At 35.8% G+C, this 24594-nt stretch carries 28 protein-coding genes; 13 read left to right on the top strand and 15 right to left on the bottom strand.

The features are described from left to right. Nucleotides 1-26 precede the first annotated feature (26 nt). The 5 genes from DD829_RS23255 to DD829_RS23235 form a co-directional block, all read right to left on the bottom strand. The gene (locus DD829_RS23255) at nt 27-827 is read right to left on the bottom strand and encodes an SDR family oxidoreductase (protein ID WP_108410633.1); all 801 of its coding nucleotides are present in this window, start codon (nt 825-827) and stop codon (nt 27-29) included. A 122-nt stretch (nt 828-949) separates the two neighbouring features. Continuing rightward, nucleotides 950-2179, bottom strand: a complete 1230-nt coding sequence (locus DD829_RS23250; RefSeq protein ID WP_108410777.1) for a 3-phosphoshikimate 1-carboxyvinyltransferase — start codon at nt 2177-2179, stop codon at nt 950-952. A gap of 88 nt (nt 2180-2267) precedes the next feature. Then, the gene (locus tag DD829_RS23245; protein WP_076396420.1) at nt 2268-2594 is read right to left on the bottom strand and encodes a nucleotide pyrophosphohydrolase; all 327 of its coding nucleotides are present in this window, start codon (nt 2592-2594) and stop codon (nt 2268-2270) included. Then, on the bottom strand, nt 2595-2786 hold the full coding sequence (locus DD829_RS23240; protein WP_108410778.1) for a hypothetical protein: 192 nt from the start codon (nt 2784-2786) through the stop codon (nt 2595-2597). It abuts the gene before it with no gap. A gap of 3 nt (nt 2787-2789) precedes the next feature. Then, nucleotides 2790-4202 carry a hypothetical protein gene (locus DD829_RS23235; protein ID WP_108410779.1) on the bottom strand — a complete coding sequence of 471 codons (1413 nt, stop codon included), beginning with the start codon at nt 4200-4202 and terminating at the stop codon, nt 2790-2792. A 182-nt stretch (nt 4203-4384) separates the two neighbouring features. On the opposite strand from DD829_RS23235, the gene DD829_RS23230 reads away from it, so the two are divergent. After that, complete coding sequence (locus DD829_RS23230; RefSeq protein WP_002976190.1) at nt 4385-4636, top strand: type B 50S ribosomal protein L31; 252 nt, start codon at nt 4385-4387, stop codon at nt 4634-4636. Nucleotides 4637-4741: 105 nt separating this feature from the next. Next, on the top strand, nt 4742-5902 hold the full coding sequence (locus DD829_RS23225) for a GlmU family protein (RefSeq protein ID WP_108411709.1): 1161 nt from the start codon (nt 4742-4744) through the stop codon (nt 5900-5902). 35 nt (nt 5903-5937) lie between these two features. On the opposite strand, the gene DD829_RS23220 is transcribed toward DD829_RS23225, so the two are convergent. Both DD829_RS23220 and DD829_RS23215 read right to left on the bottom strand, forming a co-directional pair. Beyond that, complete coding sequence (locus tag DD829_RS23220; protein WP_228408277.1) at nt 5938-6825, bottom strand: hypothetical protein; 888 nt, start codon at nt 6823-6825, stop codon at nt 5938-5940. 9 nt (nt 6826-6834) lie between these two features. After that, nucleotides 6835-8121 (bottom strand): hypothetical protein, encoded by a 1287-nt coding sequence (locus DD829_RS23215; protein WP_108411350.1) that lies wholly within the window; start codon nt 8119-8121, stop codon nt 6835-6837. A gap of 152 nt (nt 8122-8273) precedes the next feature. On the opposite strand from DD829_RS23215, the gene DD829_RS23210 reads away from it, so the two are divergent. The 6 genes from DD829_RS23210 to guaB all read left to right on the top strand — a co-directional run bounded on the left by DD829_RS23210 (nt 8274) and on the right by guaB (nt 13354). Next, on the top strand, nt 8274-8624 hold the full coding sequence (locus DD829_RS23210; protein WP_116548211.1) for a helix-turn-helix domain-containing protein: 351 nt from the start codon (nt 8274-8276) through the stop codon (nt 8622-8624). 84 nt (nt 8625-8708) lie between these two features. Further along, nucleotides 8709-9218: an RNA polymerase sigma factor gene (locus DD829_RS23205; RefSeq protein ID WP_076396412.1), complete on the top strand. Its 510-nt coding sequence runs from the start codon at nt 8709-8711 to the stop codon at nt 9216-9218. Further along, nucleotides 9193-9861 carry a hypothetical protein gene (locus DD829_RS23200; RefSeq protein WP_108409349.1) on the top strand — a complete coding sequence of 223 codons (669 nt, stop codon included), beginning with the start codon at nt 9193-9195 and terminating at the stop codon, nt 9859-9861. Before DD829_RS23205 ends, DD829_RS23200 begins: the two co-directional genes overlap by 26 nt. A gap of 61 nt (nt 9862-9922) precedes the next feature. Continuing rightward, a complete protein-coding gene (locus DD829_RS23195) occupies nt 9923-11194 on the top strand; it encodes a DUF4252 domain-containing protein (RefSeq protein WP_108409350.1) in 1272 nt (423 codons plus the stop codon). 25 nt (nt 11195-11219) lie between these two features. Further along, on the top strand, nt 11220-11726 hold the full coding sequence (locus tag DD829_RS23190) for a DUF4252 domain-containing protein (protein WP_108409351.1): 507 nt from the start codon (nt 11220-11222) through the stop codon (nt 11724-11726). Between the two features lie 167 nt (nt 11727-11893). Continuing rightward, nucleotides 11894-13354 carry an IMP dehydrogenase gene (gene guaB / locus DD829_RS23185; RefSeq protein ID WP_108409352.1) on the top strand — a complete coding sequence of 487 codons (1461 nt, stop codon included), beginning with the start codon at nt 11894-11896 and terminating at the stop codon, nt 13352-13354. Between the two features lie 122 nt (nt 13355-13476). Here guaB and DD829_RS23180 read toward each other — a convergent pair whose 3' ends face one another. The 3 genes from DD829_RS23180 to DD829_RS23170 all read right to left on the bottom strand — a co-directional run bounded on the left by DD829_RS23180 (nt 13477) and on the right by DD829_RS23170 (nt 15968). Then, the gene (locus DD829_RS23180) at nt 13477-14175 is read right to left on the bottom strand and encodes a T9SS type A sorting domain-containing protein (RefSeq protein ID WP_108409353.1); all 699 of its coding nucleotides are present in this window, start codon (nt 14173-14175) and stop codon (nt 13477-13479) included. A gap of 6 nt (nt 14176-14181) precedes the next feature. Continuing rightward, complete coding sequence (locus DD829_RS23175) at nt 14182-14775, bottom strand: phage tail protein (RefSeq protein WP_076396402.1); 594 nt, start codon at nt 14773-14775, stop codon at nt 14182-14184. Between the two features lie 122 nt (nt 14776-14897). Continuing rightward, on the bottom strand, nt 14898-15968 hold the full coding sequence (locus tag DD829_RS23170) for a DUF4407 domain-containing protein (RefSeq protein WP_116548210.1): 1071 nt from the start codon (nt 15966-15968) through the stop codon (nt 14898-14900). A 169-nt stretch (nt 15969-16137) separates the two neighbouring features. Here DD829_RS23170 and DD829_RS23165 point away from each other — a divergent pair, with 169 nt between their 5' ends. After that, nucleotides 16138-16548: a hypothetical protein gene (locus DD829_RS23165; RefSeq protein WP_116099400.1), complete on the top strand. Its 411-nt coding sequence runs from the start codon at nt 16138-16140 to the stop codon at nt 16546-16548. 41 nt (nt 16549-16589) lie between these two features. On the opposite strand, the gene ruvC is transcribed toward DD829_RS23165, so the two are convergent. After that, a complete protein-coding gene (ruvC, locus tag DD829_RS23160) occupies nt 16590-17144 on the bottom strand; it encodes a crossover junction endodeoxyribonuclease RuvC (RefSeq protein WP_076396396.1) in 555 nt (184 codons plus the stop codon). A 56-nt stretch (nt 17145-17200) separates the two neighbouring features. Beyond that, nucleotides 17201-17728 carry a 2'-5' RNA ligase family protein gene (locus DD829_RS23155; protein ID WP_108409012.1) on the bottom strand — a complete coding sequence of 176 codons (528 nt, stop codon included), beginning with the start codon at nt 17726-17728 and terminating at the stop codon, nt 17201-17203. A gap of 82 nt (nt 17729-17810) precedes the next feature. On the opposite strand from DD829_RS23155, the gene DD829_RS23150 reads away from it, so the two are divergent. The 4 genes from DD829_RS23150 to DD829_RS23135 are packed head-to-tail and all read left to right on the top strand — an operon-like array spanning nt 17811 to nt 20318. Further along, nucleotides 17811-18134, top strand: coding sequence for a PadR family transcriptional regulator (locus DD829_RS23150; protein WP_076396392.1), 324 nt, complete (start codon nt 17811-17813; stop codon nt 18132-18134). Then, nucleotides 18131-18844, top strand: a complete 714-nt coding sequence (locus tag DD829_RS23145; protein ID WP_108409011.1) for a hypothetical protein — start codon at nt 18131-18133, stop codon at nt 18842-18844. The genes DD829_RS23150 and DD829_RS23145 overlap by 4 nt, the downstream gene beginning before the upstream one ends. Nucleotides 18845-18849: 5 nt before the next feature. Further along, the gene (locus tag DD829_RS23140) at nt 18850-19566 is read left to right on the top strand and encodes a hypothetical protein (protein ID WP_108409010.1); all 717 of its coding nucleotides are present in this window, start codon (nt 18850-18852) and stop codon (nt 19564-19566) included. 26 nt (nt 19567-19592) lie between these two features. Beyond that, complete coding sequence (locus DD829_RS23135) at nt 19593-20318, top strand: hypothetical protein (RefSeq protein ID WP_108410457.1); 726 nt, start codon at nt 19593-19595, stop codon at nt 20316-20318. A 1-nt stretch (nt 20319) separates the two neighbouring features. Here DD829_RS23135 and DD829_RS23130 read toward each other — a convergent pair whose 3' ends face one another. The 3 genes from DD829_RS23130 to DD829_RS23120 form a co-directional block, all read right to left on the bottom strand. Next, nucleotides 20320-21468 carry a serine hydrolase domain-containing protein gene (locus DD829_RS23130; RefSeq protein WP_108410458.1) on the bottom strand — a complete coding sequence of 383 codons (1149 nt, stop codon included), beginning with the start codon at nt 21466-21468 and terminating at the stop codon, nt 20320-20322. 98 nt (nt 21469-21566) lie between these two features. Further along, on the bottom strand, nt 21567-23816 hold the full coding sequence (locus DD829_RS23125) for a carbohydrate-binding domain-containing protein (RefSeq protein ID WP_108410459.1): 2250 nt from the start codon (nt 23814-23816) through the stop codon (nt 21567-21569). Further along, nucleotides 23813-24304, bottom strand: coding sequence for a T9SS type A sorting domain-containing protein (locus DD829_RS23120; RefSeq protein WP_087707136.1), 492 nt, complete (start codon nt 24302-24304; stop codon nt 23813-23815). The genes DD829_RS23125 and DD829_RS23120 overlap by 4 nt, the downstream gene beginning before the upstream one ends. Between the last annotated feature and the right edge of the window lie 290 nt (nt 24305-24594).

Genomic DNA, 24594 nt, shown 5'->3' with positions numbered 1-24594 from the left:
CAATGCGTCCAATCATTCAACTCAATTTAAGCCAGTTTATTGTATTTCTTCATCAGATTTTCATAAGTTCCCTGCGGAAGAATCCATTTCAGCGGAACTCCGATTTTCTGTCCGAATTTACCAAAATAATAATGTGCTTTCCATTTGTTTTTGCTTAAAAGCTGATCTACATATGCTGCAACTTCCAGAGGCTCTGTTCCGTCGCCCACGTGAGAATTCATTAAAGCATATACTTTGTCGAAAACATTTTTGTAAGGTTCTGAAACTTTTGTTCTCACCCGGTTTTCTGCAATATTTGTTTTGATATCTCCCAAATGCAGCGAGCAGACATTCACATTCCAAGGATAAACTTCGTATCTCATCGCTTCCGTTACTTTATCCAAAGCCGATTTTGAAGCCGAATAAAATCCTCGGAAAGGCAGTCCCATTTCACTTCCGATACTGGAAACATTGATGATTTGTCCGAATTTATTTTCGCGCATTTTCGGCATCACGGCGCTCATCATTTGTACAGCTCCGACCAAATTCAGGTTAAACAGTTTCAAAATATCTTCTTTGGAAGAATCTTCCACAGCTCCTACCATTCCCATTCCGGCATTGTTGATCAGAACATCGATTCTGTTTTCTGTTTTCAAGACTTCAGCAATCGCATTTTGTACGGCTTCATTATCTGTAACGTCCGTCGGAATCGATTTGAAATACTGACTTTCGGTGTGTTTTCTGCTTAAGCCATAAACTTTATGACCTTTTTTCCCGAAATATTCTGCTAACACGAAACCAATTCCTGAGGAAGTTCCGGTAATGATGATGGTTTTATGTTGTGACATCTGATTGTATGTAAATTTAAACTCTGTTGTCATTCTGAATGAAACTCAGTGGAATGAAGAATCTGTTTTTAGATTTCTCCTTCGTCGAAATGACAACTATAAATTGATATTATGTGTAAATATTATTCTTTAATTAATAAATTTTCCAAATCCTCCCAAAACATAGGATATGATTTCTCCACTACATTTTCCTCTTCAATAGTCAGTTCCTTTATTAAACAAAACGGCGCAAAGCTCATCGCCATTCTGTGATCCTGATACGTTGCAATGGAAATATTTTCCTGAGGTTCGTTGAAACTAATAGATTTAATCGTCAAATCTGTAAATTCTGTTTGCGTACCCAGCTTTTTTAGTTCATTATGTAAAGCTAAAAGACGATCAGTTTCTTTTACACGCAAAGTTTCCAATCCTGAAATTTCAAAAGGAATTTTCAGGGCTGCTGCGGTTACGCAAAGTGTTTGGGCGATGTCCGGACAATTATTCATATCCAGAACGATCTTTTCGGGAAATTCAAATCCTTCAATCGGCTCAAGCTTTAGTTTATGTTCCTGTTCCGTGAAAGTCGTTTTAATTCCGAAAAATTCTTCATAAATTTTTACAATTGCCGAATCTCCCTGTGTAGATTCTTTGTAAAAGCTTTTTAAATGAATGGTTTTTCTTCCCAACGCAGCGAAAGAGTAGAAGTAAGATGCCGAACTCCAGTCACTTTCCACTTCATAATTGATAATTGACGATTGACTATTCACATCAAATTTTTCAACTTTTATGGTATTTTCGATGAAGCTGCTTTTAATTCCAAATCGGGTTAAAATGTTGAGCGTCATTTCAATATAAGACCGTGAAGTCACTTTGCCTACTAAATTTATTTCCAGTCCGTTTTCCAGTTTTCCGGCAATCAGAAGAAGAGAGGTGATAAACTGGCTGGAAATATCCGCCGGAACATCCACTGTGGTCTCCGTAATTTTTCTCCCGTGAATTTTAAGAGGCGGAAATCCTTCATTTTCCAGATATTCGATTTCGACACCCAGATTTTGCAGAGCGGTAACCAGATTTTTAATTGGTCTTTCTTTCATTCTCTTGGAACCCGTAAGAATCGTTGTCTTTCCCTCCTGAATAGAATAATAGGACGTAAGGAAACGCATCGCCGTTCCCGCGTGGTGGATATCCACGATCTCCGAATCTTCAGACAGAGCTTTTTTCAGTAACTGCGTGTCCTGAGAATTCGACAAATTCCCGATTTCTATATTTTTAAACAGACTTTCTAAAATCAACAAACGATTCGAAATACTTTTCGAACCGCTGATTTGTATGGTTTTGTTTTCCTGTAGTTTTGATTTTTCTAGCTTCTTCATTGTTCGTCTAAGTTGGAAGCTCGAAGCTGGAAGATGGAGATGAAAAGTTTAGTTTAAAAACTTCCGGCATCCAACTTCCGGCATCCAGCTATTTTAATTTTTCATTATTCTGATGGCGGTCTTTATCGCGATCCGTCTTGATCTTCATTTTTCTGTCAAAAGCTTCCTGCAGATTAACTCCGGTCTGATTGGCCAAACATAACGTTACAAACAGAACATCTGCCAATTCCTCGCCTAAATCTTTGCTTTTGTCGCTTTCCTTCTCGCTTTGTTCTCCATATCTTCTGGCGATGATTCTCGCCACTTCGCCTACTTCTTCCGTCAACATTGCCATATTGGTCAGTTCATTGAAATAACGAACGCCAATGGTCTTAATCCATTCGTCAACTTGTTGCTGCAGATGTGTAATTTCCATTTATGGTTTGTTATTGATTTTTTCCTCTAATACAATTATTTTCGCTTCCAGTGTTTTTATTTCTTCTTCATGATAGGCGGAATTTCCGATATTCTCGGTAAAATCTGCAAATTTTTTCAGAAGTTTTCTTACCGTGATATACACAATAATCAAAACGGCAAAAGCTCCGATATTTACAATATTTAGATCCATTTTTTAAAAGTATTGATAAGCACCCACTGTAGGATTTGAAGTTCTCGATATATTTGCGATATCGGTTGGAACGGTTGCCGCAACAGTTGTACTTCCTTTTCCGATTGCCGGAGAATTCTGTTTTACTCTCAGATTCATCTGGGCTGCGAAATAATTAACAAACAGCGGATCCAAATTTTTAAGTGACTGAATAACTCCCGGACTTGTATTGAAATCAAAACCGGCTTCCGAAGTTCCTGAGTATTTAATGAGACAGTTCTGAATGGTAAAATTAAATAAGTTTGGCGGGGTCTGCTCAAAATTAACCGAATTGTCACGGTCGGAATACACGATGCTGTTTCTTAAATTAAAGATCAGTGCTCCGTATTCTTTTACTCCGGATGCATTCGTCCATTCATTAGCGGCTAAAATTCCGTTTCGGTTATAAGAATGCAGAAGATCCGAATAATTGGCAATCGTACAGTGAGTAAAGTTATGCGTTCCTCCTTTGAAAATTCCTACCGCAGATTCTCCGCAATTATTCATCACAAGATTTTTTGCAGTAATGGTAGAAGCAACGGCATAAATCCCATATTCCTGAAAGGTGTGGATAAAAGAATTGCTGATATTGGCATTGGTCTGTTTCATTTCAAGACCTTTTGTTCCTCCGAAAAGTCTTGCATAATTCATATTCAGGGTAGAACCGGCTTCCATTTTAATAGAATTCCAGTTTTTAGGAATCGTATCGTATGCAGGATCATTTCTGTCTCCGCGAAGCGTAACATTGTTGGCTAAAGTACCGTTGATGTTCAGTGTGGCTCCCGAAAGCACTTTCATTCCGCTGTTTTTGTGGAAATACACTTTTGTACCCTGCTGAATATTCAGAATAACATTCTGGTCAATCGTTAAATCTCCGTAGATAATTTTAGCCTTATTGTTATTCCATGTTGCATCTGAGGTAATAATATTCGGATTCGTAGGTGTTTTTATAAAAAATTCCGCATCCTGAACCACGGAGAACAATACAACCTGTTGTTGTCCGACTGGGCTCTGGAATAATATTTTATCTTCGGCAATCGCTTCAGGACCGGTTGCTTCCGGTGCAATTTCAACGAAAATATACAGACTGTCTTTTTTTCTCAACGGTACATCTTTAAAATCATATCCGGGTTTCCCATCCACATTGATCTTATACAAAGAGGTTGCCCCTTTTTGCAGATGAATCCGAGGGATCAGAATGTCTTTGTCTTCATTATTATATACTTTTACCGCATACGTTTCTGAACGAACCTGATGATAAACCGTATCGCAGAAAACCGTGTCTTTGGAAAAGCTTAATTCCTGCGAAGGAGCATCGAAACTGATGTCGTCCTTATTACAAGATACAGCCATAACAAGCATCCAGAAAGAAAAAGCCAGTAATAATTTGAATTTCATCGAAATTAAAGTTTAAATAGATTTCAAATTTAACGAAAATACTTTGAATTTCTTATGAAGAAAAAAATATTGATCGTCTATTTGTAATTTTAAAAAATTATTGTATTTTTGCACCCTAAAATTAGCAGAGAAATATCCATTACTATTTCGAAAGCAAACTTTAATTTTTTAAAAATTGTATTATGAAAAACGGAATCCACCCAGAAAATTATAGACTTGTTGTTTTCAAAGATATGAGTAACGACGAGGTGTTTCTTTGCAAGTCTACTGCAGAAACAAAAGATACTATCGAGTACGAAGGACAAGAATACCCATTGATTAAAATGGAAATCTCTTCAACTTCTCACCCTTTCTACACTGGTAAAGTGAAGCTAGTTGACACTGCAGGTAGAGTTGATAAGTTCATGAACAAATACAAAAAATTCGCTAAGTAATTTTTTGTGATCACAATATTTAAAAGTCTTTCGGTTTCCGGAGGACTTTTTTGTTGTATTTTTGTTTAGACGTTAAACATTGAATTTTAAACTAAAAACTGAACGATGCAATTAGTATTTTCAGATGCACAATACTGGGAAGATTTTCTTCCGCTTACTTTTACGCGTCCCGTTGCAGAAATGCGATGCGGAATTCTTACTTTCTCCGAAAGATGGCAGAAAATTTTAGAAAACACCGAGATTTCTTTCTTTACGGAGATGTATCTGCAGGGAAAATTTCCTGAGCCTGCAAAAAAAGAAAGTCTTTTTCTGGTGACGAATTTTTTACCGACAGAAAATGTTATTCAGCAGATCAAAGACCTGAAACAGGGAGAAGCATTGGTGTATGAAGATGAGTTAGTCGCTGCAAAAATCAATATGGATGGTTTCTCTCTGCATCAGATTGAGAAAATGACGGACATTAAAGAAGAGCTTATTTTCTTTAAAAAACCGACTGATCTTTTTACCTATAATAAAGAAGCTATAGATTTCGATTTTGCATTGCTTACGAAAGGCAGAGTTTCTCAGGAACTTTCTTCAACCAATGGATTTTTGGGAAATAAAGAAGATCTGTTTATAGAAGAAGGAGCACAAATTGAATTTTCGACCATCAATACAAAAACAGGCAAAATCTATATCGGGAAAAATGCTGAGATAATGGAAGGCTGTAATCTTCGTGGTCCGATTGTGCTGTGTGAAGAGTCTAAGTTTAATTTAGGCGCGAAGATTTACGGAGCAACAACAATTGGTCCTCATTGCAAAGTGGGCGGAGAAGTGAATAATATCATCATTTTTGGCTATTCTAATAAAGGGCATGACGGTTTTGTAGGAAATTCGGTGATCGGAGAATGGTGTAATCTGGGAGCAGATACCAATTCTTCCAATCTTAAAAATAATTACGCTTCTGTAAAATTGTGGAACTACAGAACCAAATCTTTTGAAGATACAGGATTGCAGTTTGCAGGTTTAATTATGGGAGACCATTCTAAAACAGCCATCAACACGCAACTAAATACAGGAACAGTTGTAGGTGTTGCTTCCAATATTTTCAAAGAAGGTTTTCCTCCGAATCTGGTGGAAAGTTTTTCGTGGGGCGGTTTTAAAGGCGATGAGAAATTTAAATTAGACAAAGCCTACGAAGTGGCAGAACGGGCAATGGCAAGAAGAAAAGTGCCTTTAACGGATGAGGATAAGGCTATTTTTAAACATATTTTTGATGCGTATTGAAAAATAAAACCTCAGGATTTCCAGAGGTTTTTTAATTATTTTAATTCTTTTGCGATCATTATTTTTTCGTTGATGATATTATTCCATAATAATTCATTTGTTGCGGTATAATATTTGTTAGATGAATTTTTGGGTTTTAATTTAAAATAAAAATCAAATGATCCTCCAACAATTCCCTTATCTGGAATATATAAAAATCTGTCAATGCCACGATGTTCATCATATCCGTCTTGCATCCACCATCCATCAAAAGTCCAAAACTGATAGGCCTTCTTTCCTTTTATAAGTAGTTCTTTAGATAAATAGTTTCTGAAACTGTATGGAGTATCAATGTTTTTGCTGAGATCAGCATCGCGAGGATCCATGATAAATTTTTGACTGGGAATTTGTTTCTTGAAACTTTTTTCCATCTGTTGAATAGTTACCTTTTTTTCGCTAGTATTAATCGTACCATATGTAGAAACAAGAGGTGCTTCTAGATTTGCAATACTAAAAAATTCTGTTAAACATTTCTTAGATACATAATAGCTGCCATTTTCTTTTTTAATAAGTTTATATTGAAAAGTCTTTTTTTCTGGAGTATTATTCATTTTCCAATCACTTAACATACTAAGTATTTTTTCTTTGGAAAATACTTTATCTTTTATTTTATCGTAATTAATAATCATCCAGTTATTGCCTCTTTCGTCCATTCTAGGAAGAATCTTTTCATCAAGATCTGGTATTACAGATAATAACAATATGTTTTCTTTAGAAATAAATATGTTAAAAACATTGATGTCTTTTTGAATATTATAAAGATCTTTAGTATCTAAAGTATATTCATTTATCTTAAAATCTGTTTTTAGATCATCTAATAAAAAATACTCCTGTGCAAGAAATAGATTTGATATTAATAATGTTATTGATAGTATTACTTTCATAATTTTAATTTATGGACATTTTGTTCCTAAATTGTTTCCTAATAGTGTATTCCTTTCGTTGTTGTTTAGTTGTACTTGTTCCGGAGTTAATGTTGTTATACCAGCTCTTGATATAGCCGTGATTACATTATTGGGGAGATTAGGATTGTATTGTGAAACGATATTTTGTAGTGTTGTTAAAAATGGAACTAATTGTGCGTGTCCTTCAATGAAAGTAAATGTATTGGTAATAGTTCCATTTGGTGCATAATCATATCCAACGGTTACACCGGGATATTGTGCTTGAAATTCTGTATTTCCTAATTTGTATAATTGATATTTTAAAAAGGCATGAAGAACTTCATGATACATAGTAACCAATATATATTCTTTTGTTGCATATAGTAATACTTCATCATTTAGATTAATAACGGCATTGAAAGTATCAAATTCTGTGCTATATGTTGCAAAGGTTTCTCCGTCAGTAGCCCCTAATCCACTCTTTGCCTTAAAGGTAATATTATATTTTGTATTATTTTGAAATATTTGTCTCATATTCGAAGCAATACTGTTATTTAAATTTGGTAACTGTTGGGCGATACTATGTGCACATGGGTAATTTTGTAGTTGGTCAATTGTAATATCTTGATTTTGTAATATAGCAGTTGAATCTGTGATCCCACTATCACCTCCAAATGATGGCGGATAATCATAACCACCGTTCCCGCTTCCATCATCCGGATTCTCAAAAGTATCAATGGTAAGATCTATACAGATGGTGTAAGAAGAAGTTACCCAGTGTCCGCTTCCGTTAGGATTGCTCTCACTATCCGGATACCACATAGAAAACGTTTTTACCACACATACAATCTTAGATGTCCCGTTGGCAGAATTTGCAGGAAGAGGCTTTTTGGGTCTGTCGATCATCAGCTGATTAAAAAGTGCAACCTTTTCTACATCATTAGAATATCTGAAATATACTTTCCTTCCAAATCTGGGAACTTCCAGAACTTTCGATATTTTTCCGTTTTCGCGTATAGGCACTACAAGATAGCTTTCATTAAATTTATCCAACGTCATTGCATAATCCCATAATGGAATTCCATGCTCTTTCCTGATCTCATTTTCATGCTCACCGTAGATTTTAATAATATTTTTGATGTAGATTTCATCTTCTTTCCAAAGACTTTTAGAATGGTATTCTTCAGATGTAGGATCGGAAGAAGAGTAAATGTCATCATGTATACACGATTGTATACTCAAGGTGAAAATGGTAATAAATGTAAGCCATGAAATTAGTTTTTTTGTCGTAAGCATTTGTTGTTTTGTAAATTAAAGATAATATTTTTTTTATAACTCTACAAAGGTGTGACAAAAATGTTGAGAAAATACAGTAAAATATTACTGATATCCGTATTATTTTTCTAAAGAAAAATTTTATGTACTTTTGAAGTAAATACTTTTATATTATGACTTTAGGTGAAAAACTAAAAAAAGCAAGAATTAACAAAAACTTTTCACAGGAATATCTTGCAGAAGTTCTAAATGTTTCCCAAAAAACATATTCTAATTTTGAGAACGATAAAAGTAAACCGGACTTTCATCAGGTTGAAAATATTGCAAAAACTTTGGATGTTAGTGTTCTTGATTTTTTAAGTGGTGATAGTATTACAGTAAATCAAACAAATAATGAAATTGCTGTAGCACAAAACTACGCTCCAATTACATCTTCTGAAAAGTTAATAGAACAGTATGAGCAAAGGCTTAAAGATAAAGATGCGGAGATCGCATTTCTCAAACAGCTTCTCGATAAAAAATAGAAACTTCAAATTTTTTTGAAGTTTTTTTATTTTTAATGTAATGAAATGTAAAATCCGGTTGTCTTACTTATAGAAACAAAACTTATGACCCAAGAAACTTTCAGAAGTACGGTATTCATTCTCAAAGATGAGATGTATCGCTTTGCGAAAAGGTTTGTCATGAGCAGTGATGAAGCAGAAGACGTGGTGCAGGATCTTATGATTAAATTCTGGCAGAAGAAAGAAGAACTGGAGCAGTTTGGGAATTTAAAATCCTATGCTCTGAAATCGGTCCGGAACGAGTGCCTAAACAGACTGAAGCATCACGATGTAAAGCTGGGATTTGCAGATATGCAGCTTCACCGTTCCGAACTTTACAGTATGGAAGTCAATAATTTAAAGGAACACATCATTGGTTTCATTAATCAGCTTCCGGAGAAACAGAAAATGGTAATCCATTTGAAAGATGTAGAAGAATATGAAGTCTCGGAAATCGGCGAAATGCTGGAAATGGAGGAAAACGCAGTAAGAGTGAATCTGATGCGGGCAAGACAAAAAGTAAAAGAACAAATTTCACAATTGATGAGTTATGAGCAACGACAAATTTCAAGATAAATACGACGAAATCTTCCAGAATTTAAAGGAAGAAAAAATGAACTGGGATTTTAATGATTTTCTGAAAAAAACGGAAGAAAAAAATGATGAGGTTCAGGAAAATATAACGCCGATCGTCCCTATTGATACGAAAACAAAACCATCGTTCCCGAAATGGTTCTGGATGGCTGCAAGCGTAGTTTTGCTGTTGAGTGTTGGTCTTATTTTTAATTATACTCACAATTCAAATGTGGAAAATCAGGCTCAGCTGGTTGAAAACCAGATAAAGAAGCAAAAAGATAATTTCATCGAAGAAAACAGTGAACATACGGAACAGGTAGCGGTAAACCTTCCGAATGATTCAGTTTCCGGAGCGAAAAAAGATTCAGTTTTTCATGAAAATCCGGTTGCCGAGAAAGATTATCTGGATGAAATTTTACCGAAAAGAGGAAGGCTGAAGAAAGAAAGAAAGCCGAAGTATGTATATAACTCCTCTAAAGCTTCAGATTCTACAGGATATAAAGATTCTTACGTTATCGTTAACGGAAAAAGAATCGAAAATGTAGAAGAAGCAATTAATGTGACTAAGTATTCATTTCAAATATTTGCAAATAACGTTAGTGAAAAATTAGCAAAACCAACCGTCGTGGATGACGATTATTAATTAACCTTAAAAGATTATGCACCTGATCAGGCACTAATAATCCAAAATAAAAAATTGACTCATGAAAAAAGTATTCATAATATTCGCACTCGCTTTTTCCCATTTCTTTAATATTTACGGGCAGGAAAAAGATAAGTTAGATCAGCTTTTTGATAAATATCAGGAAGTAGAGGGAGTAACCTCCATTAAAATTGCCAAACCGATGTTCGGAATGCTGAGCAATCTGGACTTGGGAGATGCTGAACTGGATCAGATAAAACCGTTATTATCCAAAATTAACGGACTGAAAGTATTCATTGCCGAAAAACCACAGGACGGAAGTTCTGCGAAAGGACAGAAACTGTCGCAAATCAACAAAGACATTTCTTCTTATTTAAGCAATCTTAAGTACAGTGAAATCATGACGATGAACAGTAACGGAGCTAAAATAAAATTTCTTTCAGCAGAAGAGAAAAACGGAATTTTGGATGATTTGCTATTGAGCATCGATAGCGGAGGAGAGGAAAATATCCTTGTAAAACTGGACGGAAAACTTTCGATGAATGATATCAATAAAATAATCAATTCTACAGAAACAAAAACAAATCCGGTTACCAATACCAGAAATAACCTCACTTCGGAAAATACCTCTTCTTATCTGAATGGCGAATCCAGAAATGTAGGCGAATTCTCAGGAATTCAGGTGAGCACAGGTGTTAATCTGGTGTTCAAGCAGGAAAGTCCGACCAATGTAAAGGTAATTGCCGATGCCGATAAGCTTCAGTACATTGTTACAAAAGTTGACAACGGGGTTCTGAAAGTGTATGTTGATAACAAAGGACAGAAAAATTTAAAATTTAAAAACATCAGTGTCAACGTTTCTTCGCCAAGAATGGATAACATTAAAGCGTCTTCGGGAGCAACTTTCACCACGATTAATTCTGTAAAAGAAAATAACCTTACCATTGATGCATCTTCAGGTTCTGTAGTGAAAGGTAAATTCAATATTTCGAATAATGCTTTATTGGAAGCGTCTTCAGGAACAAGCGTAAAAGTAGAGGTAAATTCCAGAAGCTTAGTATTTAAAGGATCAAGCGGTTCAGATACAAGTATTCAAGGTGAAGCAGAAACAGCCGCTTTTGATGTCAGCAGCGGTGCGGTTTGTAAAGGCGAAGCATTTCAGGCAAATCAGGTGGAAGCGGAATCTACTTCAGGATCTAACCTTTCTGTAAATGCGGTAGATAAATTAAAAGCGAAGGCTTCATCTGGCGGAGCCATCAGATACAGAGGAAATCCTGAAATTACTTCAGACATCAGCAAAATGTCCGGCGGAAGTTTAAAACCCATTAACTAAAAATTTAATTTAAATCCAAATTGCCATGAAAATATTAAAACACCTTTTTCTTATCGCCTGTGCGATGTTCATGTTACAATCCTGTATAGTTTCTTCGGGAGCCGGTAAAATGGCTTACTTTTCAGATTCCGGGAACGATTTTAAAGGAGCAAAATTTACCACCATCAATGTTCCGATGTTTTTAGCAAAGCCTGTTATTAAAAAAGCATTAAGAGAAGACGGTGAAGATAATGAAGAGGTGATCCGGCTGATCCGGAAAGTTTCAAAAATTAAAGTTTTAACTGTAGAAAACGGAGATAAATCGATGCTGAATGATTTTGCGAATTATTTAAATAACAATAATTATGAAGAATGGGCAACCATAAAACATGACGGAGAAAATGTAAATATCCGGGTGAAACAGAAAGATGATGTTATTAAAAATATGCTGATTACGGTAAATTCAGATAAAGAGTTGGTTTTTGTGGATGTTCGGGGAAATTTTACAGCCAATGATATTTCAAAAATGATTTCATCGGCATCCGATAAATAGCGCTTCATATTCAAATCATATCACTAAATTGTTTTTTTATACAAACTACCGTTCCGCAAAAAGGAGCGGTTTTTTGATTTAAGTTATTGATTATTAAGTTTTATTTAAACTATGAAAATCGATTTTCGTATTTCGGTAAAATACCTTAATTTTGCAAGAAAGTAAAGATGTCTATTCATAACAAAATTGTAGAGACAGCCATCACTTTCGATGACGTGCTTCTAGTCCCTTCTTATTCAGAAGTTTTACCTAATCAGGTTTCTTTAAAATCAAGACTTACCGACAAAATTACGCTTAATGTTCCGATTGTTTCTGCTGCAATGGATACCGTTACAGAAGCTGAACTGGCAATTGCACTGGCAAGAGTCGGCGGTTTAGGATTTATTCATAAAAACATGACAATTGCTGAACAGGCTGCACAGGTTAATCGTGTAAAGCGTTCGGAAAACGGAATGATTTCAGATCCTGTTACGCTTTCAAAAGATCATACTTTGGCTCAGGCTAAAGAAACAATGGCGAAATATAAAATTTCGGGACTTCCTGTAGTAGATGCCGAAAATACTTTAATCGGGATCATTACCAACAGAGATGTAAAATATCAGGAAAATCTTGACATGAAGGTGGAAGAGATCATGACGAAAGAAAAGCTGATTACTTCTGATAAAAATACCAATCTGGAGAAAGCGAAAGAGATCCTTCTTAAAAACAGAGTGGAAAAGCTTCCGATCGTAGATGCTGAAAATAAACTGGTAGGATTAATTACCATTAAAGATATCGACAATCAGTTAGAATATCCAAACGCGAACAAAGATCAGAGCGGAAGATTAATCGTTGGAGCGGGAGTTGGAGTAGGAGAAGATACACTGGAAAGAATCGAGGCGCTTGTAAAAGCAGGCGTTGATATCATTGGAATCGATTCTGCTCATGGACATTCCATCGGAGTCTTAAATAAAATTAAAGAAATAAGACAGGCATATCCTGATCTGGATATCGTTGGAGGAAATATCGTAACGGCTGAAGCGGCTAAAGATCTGATCGAAGCCGGAGCAAATGTTCTGAAAGTGGGAGTTGGTCCCGGTTCAATCTGTACAACGAGAGTGGTTGCAGGAGTTGGAGTCCCTCAGTTATCCGCAATTTACAATGTTTACGAATATGCGAAAACAAAGAACGTAGCTGTAATTGCAGACGGTGGAATCAAGCTTTCCGGAGATATCGTAAAAGCGATTGCCAGTGGAGCAGGAGCCGTAATGTTAGGTTCGCTTTTGGCAGGAACTGATGAAGCTCCGGGTGAAGAAATCATTTTCCAGGGTAGAAAATTCAAGACTTATCAGGGAATGGGAAGTCTTTCTGCGATGAAGAGAGGCGGAAAAGAAAGATATTTCCAGAGCGAAGCTAAGAAATTCGTTCCGGAAGGAATCGAAGGAAGAGTTCCAAGCAAAGGATCTCTGGAAGAAGTAATTTTCCAGTTAACAGGAGGTCTGAGAGCAGGAATGGGATATTGCGGTGCTAAAGATATTGAAGCGTTACAAAACGATACCAAGATGGTAATGATCACAGGAAGCGGATTGAAAGAATCTCACCCGCACGATGTCATCATCACGCAGGAAGCTCCGAATTACTCTTTATAATAAATTAAATATATTTTAAAAGCTATCTCAGCACTGTTGAGGTAGCTTTTTTATTTGGTTTTTGTCCTGATTATAAAAAAACCTCCGCTTTTGGCGAAGGTTTATCACATATAATAAAATTTTTATTTCTTCACAAACTTAAATTCGTGAGTCTGGAAATTTTTAGTATTAATTTTCAAAAGATAGATTCCTGCGCTTAGTTCAGAAACGTTTACTTTTTCATTAAATTCTTCAGATTTTACAATTTGTCCGGCCATATTATAGATCTGAACAGATTTTCCGTCTTTTATCCCTGAAATTTTAATGATCTCAGCAACCGGATTGGGGAAGATCTGAATTTTAGAATCATTGTTTCTGACATCTGAAGCTGCAAGAGATGTACTGTGCAGATCTCCCGTCATGGTCGCATTGGAAGTCGTAAGATTTCCTCCGCAACCTCCGGCTTGTGATGTAAATGATGTATTCTCAACCCAGGTTCCAAAAGTAATTGATGGTGGATTTTGTACGAAATTATTGTTACCCGTAGAATTATAGTAGATTAAGTTTGGGCTTGAAAAAGTTCCGTATCCTTCATCAGCAAGGAATTCCCATCTGCTTAATGTATTATTCCACTGAATTTTAAATTCGCAGGTTCCTAAGCCGCCACAAGGTTGTCCGTCTAAAGGTGTTGTAATATATATCCCTTTATTAAAGGCGTCTACTCCCGTTTTTGTAAAAACAAAATTCTGATTATCAAATATATTATGACAACCGTTAAAGGTGATCGTCTGTGCAAAGGCAGAACTGCCTAAAGCCAGAGATAACAGGTAAAGTTTTTTCATAATATTTTAAAATTGTGTCGGGAAAATACCTTGTAAGGAAATAATACATTTCAAAGTTACGAAAGGGGGTCTGTTTTCGTGTGGCTGTCCTCCTCCTGTCTGGTTTACCATGGTCGATTTCATGGTTGTATTTGCAGCAGCATCAGAATATTCTTTATCTAATCCTTTTGTATCTGCAGGGAGATTACCCGTAGGCGAATTTTGATTTCCTTCAGCGGTTACAGCATTTACTGTATGCGAGTGAGGCGGCATTTGTGTTACCTGAAGTGTTACAGATTCTGTTCCCCCGATTTGTCCCATCGTGTAGTTGGTAGGTCCTCCCGGAGCTTGTCCTTCGTGTACCAGAACTCTTCCCCTCATATCTGGTAAAGCGAATGTTGTAGTTCCGTTACCACCATAAGTGGTTCCTAACAGTGCAAAAAGAGCCTGATTTTGCGCAATTGGTAAAAGTTGTCCGTTACAGGCAGCCCAGTTTTTTGGAACGAAATTGTAAGGTACGAATGCGATTTGTCCTAGGAAAGGCTCTGAAGCTTGTGCTTTTAAAACAGAAGTAGATGCAATGCTCAATAGCAGAGTACATCCGAATACAAGTTTTTTCATGACGAATAAATTAGTTTTAATTAGGTGTTGTAAAGTTAACTATTATTCTGTATATTTTAATTATAAATAACAAAACCTTTCAGACTTTGCTGAAAGGTTGAAATATTTTAATTGATATTTAATTATTTATTTAAATTATTTTTAAAATCATCGATCCTGAAATCTGTCAGGGCATTGCCTTTTTCCACTTTTTCTTTTGAATATAATCTGAAATCATTTTCTGTTTTTTCTAAAAGATAATCGTAAGGTCCGACGTGGGAAATTAGTTTTACCAAAACCGGAGAAATTTCAAGACATATAAAAAGTCCCATAATAAAAGCGGCAGCTAAACCGATAATGGCGGAGTTTTTTCCCAGTTCGTCCAAAGCCTGTAATCTTGCTGCAAAACCATTGAATTTATCTTCAAAAGTCTCGGTAGATTTTCTCTCTGTTTCTAAATTGGTATATACTTTAGAAATTTCTTTATCTAAATATTCAAGTCTGGGAGCAACCTGTTTCTGGTAATTTTCCAGATCCTGTCTTCTCTGCTCCTTCAGTTCCTGCTTTCGTTTTGCATTGGGACCGAAACCTTCTTTCCCGCTTGTTAATCCGGATTGCTTTCCTAAAATTTCTTTTTCAAGCTCTACAGAAGCGGAATCATAAGATTTTTGATAGTTGGCGATTTTATCGGAGATTTGTTTCTTTTCAGTCTCAAAAGGTCCGCTTTGCTGAAGGATTCTTCCGTTCATCTCGCCCTGAAGCTGTTTTTTATTTCTCTGAATGATTGTATTCAGTTGTTTGTTTACTTCCTTTTCAAAAATTTTAAGTTCAAGAGGTTTAGATATAATAATTCCTAAAAAAGTCGCCAGAATTAATCTGGGAATTGCCATTAAAATCTGATTCCACCATGTTCCTGTTTTTTTGATGGAAGAAACGATGTATCGGTCCAGATTAAAAATCATTAAACCCCATAAAACACCGAAGCCAATTGCTGTCCAGATATCATCGAAAACCGTATACATTGCGTAACCTGCGGAAAGCGTTGCAAATACAGCGGTAAATAGTACAATTCCTCCGATTCCCGCGAATTTATTCCATTCGCTCGGAGTTTTTCTCAGAATATGAATGTTTCCTCCGGAACAGACCATCAGAAACTTTTGGAACCAGTTTATTTTATGATTCACCTGATTTATAGTTTGTTGGTTGTTTTTCATGATAGAAAAATTTATACAAATGTACTACTAAAAATCATACCAATGTAAAAGATAGTATTATGTTTTACCAAGTATATAGGTTTGTTTTATTATTTTACTGTAAATCAATCAATTAAATTTATTAAATAAAATATTCTTATCTTTATGTATAATCACTAAATATCAAAATATGAAAAATGTAATCTGCCTTTCTCTGGCAATGGCTTCGTTTGCGCTTACTTCCTGTACCAAAGAAAAATCGATAGATGATGATCTGAAAGAAGTTGCCGCAAACATCAACAAAACGACACCGCAGAATCTTGCCGACGGAGTGCGTCTCGACAGCGTTTCCGTACAGCCTGGGAAAATTTTTAAATATAATTATACCCTAACCGACGATGTAAAAGAAAGTGTAAGTCCTGAAGAAATTCAAGTTTTTAAAAACAATGCAAAAGAAGGAGCTTTAAGAGTTATTAAAACTTCGCCGGAGATTAAAGAGTTTAGGGATAATGATGTTACCATGGTATATAGTTACTATGATAAAAACGGAAAACCGACCGCCGATTTTAAAATTACCCCCGAAGAATACAAAACAAAGTAAACCATTCAATCACTCACAAAATATTTATCTGTGAGTGATTTTTATTTCAGCCGATCCGGATTTTGTTTTAAAAAGCTTTCCCAGCCGGTGTAAGATTTTGTATCTGCAATCGTTCCTGAATTAAAATGATGACATACCGCAACTGCCAATCCATCGGAGGCATCGAGATATTTTGTGGGAAATTCTTTCAGATTTAAAAGACTTTGGAGCATTCCTGCAACCTGTTCTTTACTGGCATTTCCGTTTCCGGTGATCGCCATTTTTATTTTTTTCGGAGAATATTCTGTAATCGGGATGTTTCTGTGAAGACTTGCCGCCATCGCAACGCCTTGCGCGCGGCCTAATTTCAGCATACTCTGAACATTTTTTCCGTAGAAAGGAGCTTCGAGAGCAACCTCATCAGGATGAAATTCGTCAATCAGCGCCAAAGTTTTATCAAAAATATATTTAAGCTTGGTTTCGTGGTTCGGATACTTTTTCAGCAATAATTCATGGATGGAAATCATTTCCATTTTTCCTTTTTTTATGGAAATAATCCCAAAACCCATCACGGTTGTTCCCGGGTCGATTCCTAAAATAATCTTCTCTGCAATCATTGCTTCAAAGATATGAACTTTCAGACTTTTAAGAATGAAATTTTTTGAATCATATTTTACAGCAGTCCCATTTTCTTTTCTGCAATAGGAATCCAGTTTTCATCATGTCGAAGCAAAGTGATTTTATCAGCTAAGAATTTAGTTTTGTATTCTTTTTCTTGATATTTCTCCCATGCTTTCAGATAGTTTTCCCAAGTCAGATTTCGAAAACCCACCGTTACATGAGGGTGGAAAGAATAATTGATAAAGTTGAATATTTCCTTCATCCGAAGATAAAGATCATTGAGTTGTTCGTTGTTTTCAGGTTTCACAAAAACCACAGGATCTTTAGGGTGGGCAAAACTTCCGAAACCATTCAGTTCAATTTCAAAAGGAGAAACAGCAGTATCAATCTTCTGGAAAGCTTTCAGAATGTCATTTTCTAATGTGACCTCTCTGGAAAACGGCGGAAACAAAGTAATGTGCGCTTCATTTTTCAGAGCTTTGGAATTGTCAAAATTTAATGCAAAGTCCTGTTTGAATATTTTTACTTCTTCAATAATTTTTTGTGGCGGATAAATGGCGATGAAATACATCTTTTTCATTGATTGAAATTAAGAATTTTAAAATTAATTATGATGCATAAGAAAATTATGTATAGATTTGCTAGGTATAAAAGATGAGATATTGAAAAAGAACAGTCTGTATAAAGGAACCCTCCAAAACATCATCCTGAAGCTTCTTGCCAAGGAAGTAAAGATGTATGGATACCAGATCACGCAGCGCGCCAAAGAACTTACGCAGGGCGAACTGGAAATGACGGAAGGTGCGCTGTATCCGCTTTTGCATAAGCTGGAAGCGGAAGGAATGATTTTGTCTGAAATCCAGAAGATCAACGGAAGAGACCGGAAATACTATCTTCTGACCGAAAAAGGGAAAAAGCAGCAGGCAGAACAGGAAGCAGAAATGAAAAATTATTTATTTAACCTCAATACGATTTTTAATATATGATAACCTTCTTTCAGGAAAGAGAAATCGAAAAATATTTGTTGAAAAAGAAGATTTCTGGAAAACTTTTAAATGAGATCAAGGATCACATGATTTCCGGAATTCTTGATATCCAGAACGATGAAAATTTAGCTTTTGAAGAAGCTTTTGAAAGGATGAAAATGAGCTGGAGTAAAGATATGGTGATGGTAAGAAAGAATATATTCTCGGGTCAGAAAATTACCAGGCTCGCTTATGAAATTGATAAGGCATCTAATAAAAACCTGTTTCTGAAATCTCTTTTATTTGCTCTGGCTTTTATTGGTTCTGAAATCATTTTGGCATTTTTTACAAACAGATATGTATATCTGGGAATTCATAAAATTGTAAAAGCCGTATTTTTTATTTCGCCATTTATTATTGTAGGAATGTATATCAGTCAGAAGCGTCTGGAAAAAATAAACTTTCAGAAAAATATAGTGTTAAACAATTTTGTACATCCGCTTTTTGTATTTTTTCTTACGGTTGTTGCTGATAATCTGATTGATTTACCAAAGAATTCAAACAACATGATTTATGATTTTGTAAATAATCATTCTCATACAGAAATTACGGGATATGTTTTTGCAAAAAGCATGATTGCCGGAGTTTTATTTCTCACACTTTATTTGTTCTCCTATTTTTCATTAAAGGAAAATATTAAAAAATTAAATTATAAAAAACTTTACTCTTAGATAACATGATAACTGAAAAACACGAACAGGAAATTACGGATTATCTTATTTTTCACAGGCTTCCTCTGGATATTTTAGTTGAGGTGAAAGATCATATGATCTCTCAGATTGCCGATATTCAGATGGAGGAAAATGTGGGTTTCGATGAAGCTTTTCTTAAAACGAAAAAGTTATGGGGAAGTGAATTTAAAATGACGCGTTACTCTATTTTTTACCAAGAACAGATTCCGGTTATTGTAAAGAGAATTGCGAAGGTAAAGTATCGCAGCATTTTTAAAAAATCGTTGATTTTCGGGCTGGCTTCTTTTACAGTAAATCTCCTTTTGATCTATTTTTCAACCGATCAGGAAACTTACAGTGATCTTTTCAGGCTGTATAATTCACTTTTTGTAATGGTTCCTTTTTTATTATGGCTGTTTAATAAAAATTTGAGAAAATATGTAAAAAAAGATTTTAAATATCAGGGAAAATCTTTCTTTACGATCTATCAGCAGAATCTGGGACTTTTTGTTTTGACGCTTAATATCTCCTTTCAGCTTATTCTGCGGGAGGATAAATATGTTTTCCGGTTTTTCAGAACAGATGATCCTGTATCGGTATTTTCATTGCTGATTGCTCTAATCATACCTTATATACTGCATACCACTGTGATCTTCGTGCTGATTAATTTTTTCGAACATAAAAAGACAATGACGAAGATGAATAATTTTTTAACGATTTAATCAGTTGAAGATTTAAAATAAATAAGATGTTTTCAAAAGAACAGGAACAGGAAATTACAGATTATCTTATGCTTCATAAGCTTCCTCTGGATATTTTGCTGGAAGTGAAAGATCACATGATTTCCCAGGTTGCAGATATTCAGACGGAAGAAAATTTAAATTTTCAGGATGCTTTTCATAAAACCCGGAAATTGTGGGAAAGTGAGTTTAAACGTACAACGTATTCCGCATTTTTTTCAGAAGAGATTCCAGTAATTGTGAAGAAAATCGTAAAAGAAAGGTATTTCAGTATTTTCAAAAAATCCTTGTTATTGGGGTTGGTTTCAGCTGCGGTGAATTTTGCATCTGTTTTTCTGATGAAGGATGCCGAAACCTATTCTTTATTTTTCCAAATACAGAACGGGTTGTTTATTCTGTTTCCTGTCGCGATCAGGGCTCTGCATTACAAAATGCTTAAATACATTAAGTCTGATTACAAATACAAAGGTAAATTATATTATACCATGTATCAGCAGAATGCGGCAGTCACTATTTCCATGATCGGAATTATGGGACAGATCGTTTCTAAAGAAGGAAATTATCCGTATCTGTATTTCAGAGAACATAACCACGATGAAATTGTTTATGTTCTGATCACCTTAATCCTTCCTTTTATTGTTCAGGTGATGATTATTTTCGTGATGATTAATTTTTTTGAACATAAAAAATCATTAGAAAAAATGAAAGAGTTCCTGAATCTTTCTGCTGAATAATTTACATCTTCATTGCATTTCCTTTTGAAGAATTCATCTCCGAAATAGTGCTTTCCAGAGCATCTGTAATTTTTTTGATCTCAACGTGAGGTTTAAAAGTAAATCCTTTTCCCTGTTCCTCATCGGCGATATTGGAAAGAATAATAACCGAAGTTTTTGTTTCCGGATAAAAGATATTTAATGAAGGAGAACCTTTAACGTAACCGCTGTGGAAAAATGCCGACGGTTTTCCGATGTTGCTCATAATTCCGTAGCCGTAACCCATTTTCCCGAAAATCGCATGATGTCTTTCTGCACTTTTAGATTCAAACTTTTTCAGTGTTTCAGGACGGAGGATTTTTCCGCTGTATAAAGCAGTGTTCCACACATGAAGATCGTTAATGGTGGATAAAATTCCGCCTGCAGGAACTCCGATATCTTTACTGGCGAGTCTTTTCGGCATATTCTGGATCTTTTCGAATTTTTTTCTGTTGCCTAAATAAGCTCCGGCAAAGTTTTCTCCCTCAAAAGAAGTCGCAGTTGAAGAATGATTCATTCCGGCTGTTTTAAGTAAATCCAAAACATTTTCGTCATACGATTTACCCGAAACTTTTTCCACAATTTTTCCCAATGTATTAAAACCGTCGTTGGAATAAAAGAAATCTGTTCCGCTTTTAAACTGGAGCTTTCCGCCTAAAGTATTCAGTCCCGAAGTATGGTTCAGAAGCTGATGAATGGTAATGTTTTCGTAATTTTTATTTTGAAACTCCTTTAAATACGTTGAAACTTTATCGTCTACATTCAGTTTTCCCTGTTCCATCTGAAGCAGAATTAAAACAGCGGTAAATTGTTTGCTTACAGAACCGATGGCAAAAACAGTACTGTCATTCATTTTTAACTGATCTTTAAAATCTGCAAAGCCCTGATTTTTTCTGTACAGCTCAACCGAATCTTTGAAAACCGCCACACTTCCGTTAAACTGATATTTTTTGAAAACAGAATCGATCTGGTTTTTCAGAAGACTTTTTTCAAAAGCAATGATCGTACTGTCTGCAATTGCCTGTTTGTCCACTTTTTTTTCGGATGGAATAAATGTAATCTCTTTTTGACAGGAAATTAAACTGACAGAAATCAAAGCACAAAGAGCAGAGAAAAGTAATTTTTTAATCATTTATTGTTTTTCTTTCAGGAAGCAATTTTTATGCCCCTGTTACGAAAAAGCCTCCTAATTTTCATTAAGAGGCTTGTTGTAAATTATTAAAATGATAATTAGAATGATACTGTATTTACGGTATTGGTTGCTGAAGTGGTAAAGGTACTTTTAAGCGTTCCTCCGGAAGTAGAATAAGTTCCTCCGGTGTATAATCCCCATCCTGAAGTTCCTCCTACATAGCTTCCGCCGGTATAACTTCCGCCAAAATAAACCTTATAAGTAGTACTGTTTGCAATATTCGGACTGGAAAAATGGAAATAATACACTCCGTTTTTAGGCTTGAAGGTTACCATTTCCGTTCCCGAAGCATTTTCAATATGCAGTATAGAAGTGGCTGCAAGTTGTGCGCTGGATTTCAGGAACATACTTACCTGTGTGGAAGCAGCTCCCATTGCTTTAGTCATACTTGCATTCGATCCCGCAGAAATCAGAAAACCTCCGTTCATTAAAAAAGTTCCGTTGTAATCAATTCCTTCTTCCGGCTGGCTTGTCGGTCCGTTTACAATAGTTGTTCCGCCTGTAATGGTGATATTTCCGTTACTGTCGATCGCGTCGCTTCCTGCTACGATATTAATTCCTCCGGTAATGTACAGATGGCTGTTGTCATTAGATTCCGTTCCTCCGGCAACCGTTCCGTAGGTTGCATTAATTCCGTCATTGGAAGCCGTAATATTGTTTACTCCTCCTGCTAAAGTAATGATGGGCGCTTCTACACCTTCACCGACTCCCGAAGTGGAAGAAATTGCAGAAACCGTATTTGTTCCGCCATTTATGGTAACCGAGGCATCCGAATGAATCCCGTCATCTGTAGAATTAAACGTATTGCTTCCGTTGTTGATTGTAACGGCTCCGGTTGCAACCAAAGTTTTCGGGTGACTGTAATCTGTTCCGGATACTAAAAATCTGGCTCCTGTCGTTTTAATCAGTAAAACAGGATTCCCCGTTGAACTTCCTATCGTTATCGTTCCGTCTGCTTTTAAGCCTTTTCCTCCTGTTCCCGAACTTGTTGTCGTCACCGAACCTGCATTAATCAGAAGATTTCCGTCTGCAGTAATGGCGGAAGAAGAATAGGAATCCAAAACGCCCGTTGTATTGGTGTAAGTAGCTCCGTTTCCTGCCGTTGTAATCGTTAAATTTCCATTATTGACTGTGATATTCTGAGCGGCTGAAATTCCTTTCCCTCCGTTTGCCGTAGAAGCTAAAGAAAGATTGAAGGTTCCTCCGTTTACAATAACGCTTGCATCGGTTTTTATGGCTGTGGAATACGAAGGATCGTAGCCGCTTCCTGAAGCGGTAAGAACGGCTGCTCCCGAAAGTGAAGCAGTAATATTTCCACCGTCGAAAGTAATATTTCCTTTTGCACTGATGGCTTTCGATTGTGCACCTGTTAAAGTTAAATTAAATGTGCCTCCCGAAATTCCGATGGTTGAAGTTCCTGTTTTTATCGCTTTTACATCGGCTGAAGCTAAAGTTGCGGTTACATTTCCTCCCGAAATAGAGATTGCTGTATCTCCTGCATCAATTGCGTCTCCGGTTGCTGTGATGTTTACCGTTCCGCTGCTCATGACATAACCTTCTGAATGAAAACCGTCTGATGCGGCGGAAGTTACCGTAATATTTCCGTTCTGAACTTCAATTCCTGCCGAAGTGGAAACGCCGTGCTTTTTAATTCCTTTAATGCTTAAAGTTCCTGTTCCTGTAAAAATTATTTTTCCGTCGGTTTGTAATGTCCCGTTTTTTGTGCTTGAAGAACCGTCTGTTAACGAATTTGTTGTCCCTGCCTGAATTGTAAATGTATGAGTTTGTCCGCCCGTAATATTAATGGCAGGTCCGGAAGCGTTGGTAAGATTTAAATTATTCATTACAAAACTTGCGGGAAGAGAAGAGTTCATCGTGAGACTTCCTGTTGTGCTTGTTCCAAGTAAATTATATTCTAAATTATTGATGGTTGCTGTTGAAACAATATTCACCGTTCCGCCTGTTGCCGTAATATTAACCCCCTGATTAGAATAAGGATTGATAATGGTTGCGTTTTCCGAACCTTTGTAAATGATATAAATTTTGGTTAAGTTAACCGCAGTAGGAGAGAAGGTTAAACTGTCAACGATGCTTTTCGGTAAGTCTAAACTTGTTGAAGCTCCGTTGATGTGAAATTTTGTATAATTTGAGTCAAATTTAATACTGTCGACAACCGGAGTAGGGGAAGCGTACATATTATTTCCCGAATTATGCGCCACAATATTGCTTTGGGCTTTTAGTCCAAAAGACAAAATAAACGCAATTACTATATATAAATGCTTTCTCATTTTTTGATCAGTTTTAAAGTTGTGTTATTAACCTGCACCAGATAAAAGCCTTCTCTGAAGCTGCTGATATTGATGTCTTCATTGGGTTGATAAGTTCCCGACAGAACAAGTCTTCCTTCAGCAGAATAGATTTTCACTTTTAAAGATTCTTTTTTGTCTGATGTTATTCTGATGAATTCTGCGGAAGGATTCGGGTATAACCTGATCTGGTCTTTATTTATCCCGATTTCCTGAGTGGCTAAAATAGCTGACGAAAAAGTAATTTTCCGGATAATACCGGTCGGGATAGAAATATCGGAAGCGGAACTCGCGGTTTTCACCAACAAATTGCTGCCTGAAAAGTAAAGTTTTCCGCTGTTTTCAATCGTGTAGTTCTGTGTGGAACCCGTGTAATAGGTAACTTTTATTGTTGTCTGTGCAAAGGAAACTGCAGCAAACACAAATAAAAGCAAACACATCATTTTACTGAAAGGTTTTGCTATTTTCATTGTCAAATTAATTTATATTTCAAAATTAATTTTTAGTTAACATTGAAAAAATAATTTGAGGTAAACAGTAAAAATGTGTCGGTGAATGAGAAATATTTAATTAAAATAAATTTTTATTGAAGGATCGTTATTTTATAAAAACAATAAAAATGTCTTTTACAAGATCACTTTCGGTGAAAAATTTAGTATAAGGTTTCGGGATGTAATGAATATCGTATTTGCTGCTGTACAAAGAATAACTTTTGTTGTACAGTTTGTAATCCAGTCTCTTTCCGTGTAGAAAAACGGAA

It is taken from the genome of Chryseobacterium sp. HMWF035 (assembly GCF_003094695.1).
Classification (GTDB): domain Bacteria; phylum Bacteroidota; class Bacteroidia; order Flavobacteriales; family Weeksellaceae; genus Chryseobacterium; species Chryseobacterium gambrini.
The sequence above is the reverse complement of the archived record's forward strand: the minus strand, read 5'-3'. Positions and strand labels throughout refer to the sequence as shown.

What these genes read in the sequence shown, in the direction of transcription:
- DD829_RS23255 (WP_108410633.1), bottom strand. Translation starts at nt 827, where the DNA reads ATGTCACAACATAAAACCATCATCATTACCGGAACTTCCTCAGGAATT.
- DD829_RS23250 (WP_108410777.1), bottom strand. Translation starts at nt 2,179, where the DNA reads ATGAAGAAGCTAGAAAAATCAAAACTACAGGAAAACAAAACCATACAA.
- DD829_RS23245 (WP_076396420.1), bottom strand. Translation starts at nt 2,594, where the DNA reads ATGGAAATTACACATCTGCAGCAACAAGTTGACGAATGGATTAAGACC.
- DD829_RS23240 (WP_108410778.1), bottom strand. Translation starts at nt 2,786, where the DNA reads ATGGATCTAAATATTGTAAATATCGGAGCTTTTGCCGTTTTGATTATT.
- DD829_RS23235 (WP_108410779.1), bottom strand. Translation starts at nt 4,202, where the DNA reads ATGAAATTCAAATTATTACTGGCTTTTTCTTTCTGGATGCTTGTTATG.
- DD829_RS23230 (WP_002976190.1), top strand. Translation starts at nt 4,385, where the DNA reads ATGAAAAACGGAATCCACCCAGAAAATTATAGACTTGTTGTTTTCAAA.
- DD829_RS23225 (WP_108411709.1), top strand. Translation starts at nt 4,742, where the DNA reads ATGCAATTAGTATTTTCAGATGCACAATACTGGGAAGATTTTCTTCCG.
- DD829_RS23220 (WP_228408277.1), bottom strand. Translation starts at nt 6,825, where the DNA reads ATGAAAGTAATACTATCAATAACATTATTAATATCAAATCTATTTCTT.
- DD829_RS23215 (WP_108411350.1), bottom strand. Translation starts at nt 8,121, where the DNA reads ATGCTTACGACAAAAAAACTAATTTCATGGCTTACATTTATTACCATT.
- DD829_RS23210 (WP_116548211.1), top strand. Translation starts at nt 8,274, where the DNA reads ATGACTTTAGGTGAAAAACTAAAAAAAGCAAGAATTAACAAAAACTTT.
- DD829_RS23205 (WP_076396412.1), top strand. Translation starts at nt 8,709, where the DNA reads ATGACCCAAGAAACTTTCAGAAGTACGGTATTCATTCTCAAAGATGAG.
- DD829_RS23200 (WP_108409349.1), top strand. Translation starts at nt 9,193, where the DNA reads ATGAGCAACGACAAATTTCAAGATAAATACGACGAAATCTTCCAGAAT.
- DD829_RS23195 (WP_108409350.1), top strand. Translation starts at nt 9,923, where the DNA reads ATGAAAAAAGTATTCATAATATTCGCACTCGCTTTTTCCCATTTCTTT.
- DD829_RS23190 (WP_108409351.1), top strand. Translation starts at nt 11,220, where the DNA reads ATGAAAATATTAAAACACCTTTTTCTTATCGCCTGTGCGATGTTCATG.
- guaB (WP_108409352.1), top strand. Translation starts at nt 11,894, where the DNA reads ATGTCTATTCATAACAAAATTGTAGAGACAGCCATCACTTTCGATGAC.
- DD829_RS23180 (WP_108409353.1), bottom strand. Translation starts at nt 14,175, where the DNA reads ATGAAAAAACTTTACCTGTTATCTCTGGCTTTAGGCAGTTCTGCCTTT.
- DD829_RS23175 (WP_076396402.1), bottom strand. Translation starts at nt 14,775, where the DNA reads ATGAAAAAACTTGTATTCGGATGTACTCTGCTATTGAGCATTGCATCT.
- DD829_RS23170 (WP_116548210.1), bottom strand. Translation starts at nt 15,968, where the DNA reads ATGAAAAACAACCAACAAACTATAAATCAGGTGAATCATAAAATAAAC.
- DD829_RS23165 (WP_116099400.1), top strand. Translation starts at nt 16,138, where the DNA reads ATGAAAAATGTAATCTGCCTTTCTCTGGCAATGGCTTCGTTTGCGCTT.
- ruvC (WP_076396396.1), bottom strand. Translation starts at nt 17,144, where the DNA reads ATGATTGCAGAGAAGATTATTTTAGGAATCGACCCGGGAACAACCGTG.
- DD829_RS23155 (WP_108409012.1), bottom strand. Translation starts at nt 17,728, where the DNA reads ATGAAAAAGATGTATTTCATCGCCATTTATCCGCCACAAAAAATTATT.
- DD829_RS23145 (WP_108409011.1), top strand. Translation starts at nt 18,131, where the DNA reads ATGATAACCTTCTTTCAGGAAAGAGAAATCGAAAAATATTTGTTGAAA.
- DD829_RS23140 (WP_108409010.1), top strand. Translation starts at nt 18,850, where the DNA reads ATGATAACTGAAAAACACGAACAGGAAATTACGGATTATCTTATTTTT.
- DD829_RS23135 (WP_108410457.1), top strand. Translation starts at nt 19,593, where the DNA reads ATGTTTTCAAAAGAACAGGAACAGGAAATTACAGATTATCTTATGCTT.
- DD829_RS23130 (WP_108410458.1), bottom strand. Translation starts at nt 21,468, where the DNA reads ATGATTAAAAAATTACTTTTCTCTGCTCTTTGTGCTTTGATTTCTGTC.
- DD829_RS23125 (WP_108410459.1), bottom strand. Translation starts at nt 23,816, where the DNA reads ATGAGAAAGCATTTATATATAGTAATTGCGTTTATTTTGTCTTTTGGA.
- DD829_RS23120 (WP_087707136.1), bottom strand. Translation starts at nt 24,304, where the DNA reads ATGAAAATAGCAAAACCTTTCAGTAAAATGATGTGTTTGCTTTTATTT.